The sequence below is a fragment of the Variovorax sp. 01T439_2 genome (assembly GCF_056398445.1).
Map to the genome: position 1 here is coordinate 1 of NZ_JBFTPJ010000572.1, position 3,911 is coordinate 3,911.

Below are 3,911 nucleotides of genomic sequence, written 5' to 3' on the forward strand. Positions count from 1 at the left end.
TCATCTACGTGGGCGACGTGGCCGAGATGAAGACCATCGAGACCCGGCAGAACGACCAAGGCGGCGAGCTCTACATCGGCGCGGGCGCCTCGCTCGAAGCCGCCTTCGAAGCCCTGGTGCAGCGCGTGCCGAGCCTCGCGGACGTGTGGCTGCGCTTTGCCTCGCCGCCGATCCGCCATGCCGGCACCATGGGCGGCAACGTGGCCAACGGCTCGCCCATCGGCGATTCGCCGCCGGTGCTGATGTCGCTCGATGCCGAGATCGAGCTGCGCCGCGGCGACGCGGTGCGCCGCATGCCGCTGCCCGACTTCTACGTCGACTACATGAAGAACCAGCTGCAGCCCGGCGAGTTCGTGCAGGGGCTCGCGGTGCCGCTGGCCGCAATGCGCCGCCAGGTGCGCGCCTACAAGATCAGCAAGCGCTTCGATTGCGACATCTCGGCCCTGTGCGCAGGCTTCGCGATCGAACTCGAAGAGGGCAGCGACACCGTGAAGGCCGTGCGCCTGGCCTTCGGCGGCATGGCGGCCATCGTCAAGCGTGCCGCCAATGCCGAAGCGGCACTCGTCGGCAAGCCGTGGACCCAGGCCAGCGTCGCCGCCGCCAAGCTCGCGCTCGCGCAGGACTTCAAGCCGCTGTCGGACATGCGCGCCTCGGCCGACTACCGGCTGCAGGTGGCGCAGAACCTCGTCCAGCGCCTCTGGCTCGAAACGCGCACCGAAGACGCGCTGTCGCTCGAAGAGACCAGTGTCTGGAGCGTGATGCCCCATGCTGTCGTCAAAGCCGCGGCCGAAGGAGCCTGACCATGAACAAACCCATCGACGCCCGCCTGCTGCAGCCCGCCGAGGCCTTTGCCGACTACCTGAAGAACACCGCCGCGCGCATCGACCCCGTGGCCGAGGCGATCGCGCACGACCTTGGCGCGCGTGTCGGCATCAGCCGGCCGCACGAATCGGCGCACCTGCACGTGGCCGGCGAAGCGACCTACATCGACGACATTCCCGAAATCACCGGCACGCTGCATTGCGCGCTGGGCCTGTCGCCCGCAGCGAACGGCCGTGTCACGGCGCTGTCGCTCGACGCGATCCGCGCGATGCCCGGCGTGGTGGCGGTGCTCACGGCCGATGACATTCCGGGCACCAACGACTGCGGCTCGATCGTCCACGACGATCCGATCCTCCTGCCCGTGAACGAGGGCGGCGAGATCCGCTACCTCGGCCAGCCCGTGTTCGCGGTGATCGCCGAAACGCGCGAGGCTGCGCGCCGCGCCGCTTCCAGGGCCAAGGAGGCGATGACCATCGAGGCCGAGCCGCCCGTGCTCACGCCGCAGGAGGCGCATGCGCGCGGCCAGTACGTGGTGCCGCCGATGCACATCGTGCGCAGCGGCGGCAGCGCCAACGAAGGCGACGAAGCCGCCGTGCGTGCCGCCATCGCCAAGGCGCCGCACCGCCACAAGTCCACGCTCGACGTCGGCGGGCAGGAGCAGTTCTACCTCGAAGGCCAGATCAGCTACGCCATTCCGAAGGAAGGCGGCGCGCTGCACATCCACTGCTCGACGCAGCACCCGAGCGAAATGCAGCACCTGGTGGCGCATGCGCTGCACCTGCAGTCGAACGAAGTGCATGTGGAATGCCGGCGCATGGGCGGCGGCTTCGGCGGCAAGGAATCGCAGTCGGCGCTGTTCGCCTGCGTGGCGGCCATCGCGGCGCGGCAGCTGCAGCGCCCGGTCAAGCTCAGGCTCGACCGCGACGACGACTTCATGATCACCGGCCGCCGCCATTGCTTCTGGTACGAGTACGAGGTGGGCTACGACGACGAGGGCCGCATCCTTGGCGCGGAGATCACCATGGTCTCGCGCGCCGGCCACTCGGCCGACCTCTCGGGCCCCGTCATGACCCGCGCGCTGTGCCACTTCGACAACGCCTACTGGCTGCCCAACGTGGCCATGCACGGCTACTCGGGCAAGACCAACACGCAGAGCAACACCGCGTTCCGAGGCTTCGGCGGGCCGCAGGGCGCGATTGCCGTCGAGAACATCATGGACTCGGTGGCGCGCGCGCTGGGCCGCGATCCGCTCGACGTGCGGCGCGTCAACTTCTACGGCACGACGCAGAACAACGTCACGCCCTACCGCCAGACCGTGACCGACAACATCGTCCACGAACTGGTGGCCGACCTCGAAGCCAGCAGCGGCTACCGCGCGCGGCGCGAAGAGATCGCGGCGTTCAACRCAAAGAGCGTGGTGCTCAAGCGCGGCCTCGCGCTCGCGCCGCTCAAGTTCGGCATCTCGTTCAACGTCAAGCATTTCAACCAGGCGGGCGCGCTGGTGCATGTGTACACCGACGGCTCGATCCTCGTGAACCACGGCGGAACCGAGATGGGGCAGGGCCTCAACACCAAGGTGGCGCAGGTGGTGGCGCACGAGCTGGGCGTGAGCTTCGAGCGCGTGCGCGTCACGGCAACCGACACCACCAAGGTGGCCAACACCTCGGCCACGGCCGCATCGACCGGCGCCGACCTGAACGGCAAGGCCGCACAGGACGCCGCGCGCCAGATCCGCGAGCGGCTGGCCGAGAGCGCGGCGGAGCGCCATGGCGGCAAGGCGAGCGAGGTGCGCTTTGCCAACGACAAGGTCGAGGTCAACGGCCGCTCGCTGGCCTTCAGCACCGTGGTGGGCGAGGCGTATCTCGACCGCAAGCAACTGTGGTCCGACGGCTTCTATGCCACGCCCGGCCTCAGCTGGGACAAGGACAGGATGCAGGGCCGCCCGTTCTACTACTACGCCTACGGTGCGGCGGTGAGCGAGGTGATCGTCGACACGCTCACCGGCGAATGGAAGCTCTTGCGTGCCGACATCCTGCACGACGCGGGCAAGTCGCTGAACCCGGCCGTGGACATCGGCCAGGTCGAAGGCGCCTTCATCCAGGGTATGGGCTGGCTCACCACCGAGGAGCTGGTGTGGCATCCGCAAAGCGGCAAGCTCACCACGCACGCGCCCAGCACCTACAAGATCCCGACCGCCAACGACTGCCCGCCCGTCTTCAACGTGCGCCTGTTCGAAGGCCAGAACTTCGAGGACTCGATCCACCGCAGCAAGGCTGTGGGCGAGCCGCCGCTCTTGCTGCCGTTCTCGGTGTTCTTCGCGATCCGCGACGCGGTGTCGGCGGCCGGCGGCCACAGGGTCGATCCGCCGCTGAAGGCGCCGGCCACGAGCGAGTCGATCCTTCGCGCCATCACGGCCGTCCAGTCCGCCTAGCCACTCGTAGACTTTGGCGCATGTCCAAAGTCATCCCCATGCCCCACGCCCTCGTCCTCTTCGCGAAACACCGCGGAACCGGCTTTGCCGGGCCGCTGGTGCGGCCCGCTGCTCGGGGGGGACGCCATGCGTGACCAGGCATTGTTCGACAAGATCGATCTTCATCTCATCAGGGTGCTTCACACCGTGCTGACCGACCGCAGCGTCTCGCGCGCCGCCATTCGCCTGGGCATGTACCAGCCGGCCGTCTCGGCCGCGCTGAAGCGGCTGCGCGAACTCTCGGGCGATCCGCTGCTGGTGCGATCGGGCTCGGGCATGGTGCCGACCGATGCGGGGCTGCGGATGATCGAGCCGGCCGCAAGCATCCTGCGCGCGGCCGAGATGCTTTTTTCCGATGCGCGCGGCTTCGAGCCGCAGTCGGCGGCCACCACCTTCCGCATCGCGGCCAGCGACTACATGGACCCGCTGTTCCTGCCGATGCTGGTGGCGCATGTCAAGCGCGAGGCGCCGCTGTGCCAGATCGAGATCCATGCGCTCACGCCCGATTCCGACTACCACGGCCACCTCGCGCTCGGCCAGGTCGACCTGGTGATCGGCAACTGGCTCAAGCCGCCGGAAGACCTGCACATGGCGCGGCTCTTCGGCGACGAGGTGGTGT

3 protein-coding genes are annotated in these 3,911 nt (G+C 68.5%); all 3 read left to right on the forward strand.

What is annotated here, in order from left to right:
* The coding region (locus tag AC1DOC_RS23495; protein WP_478130590.1) for an FAD binding domain-containing protein at positions 1 to 800 on the forward strand (800 nt) is incomplete at its 5' end.
* Positions 801 to 802: 2 nt separating this feature from the next.
* Positions 803 to 3,253, forward strand: a complete 2,451-nt coding sequence (gene xdhB / locus AC1DOC_RS23500; RefSeq protein ID WP_478130591.1) for a xanthine dehydrogenase molybdopterin binding subunit — start codon at positions 803 to 805, stop codon at positions 3,251 to 3,253.
* Between the two features lie 126 nt (positions 3,254 to 3,379).
* Positions 3,380 to 3,911 (forward strand): LysR family transcriptional regulator (locus AC1DOC_RS23505; protein WP_478130592.1); only part of this gene is annotated, 532 nt, incomplete at its 3' end.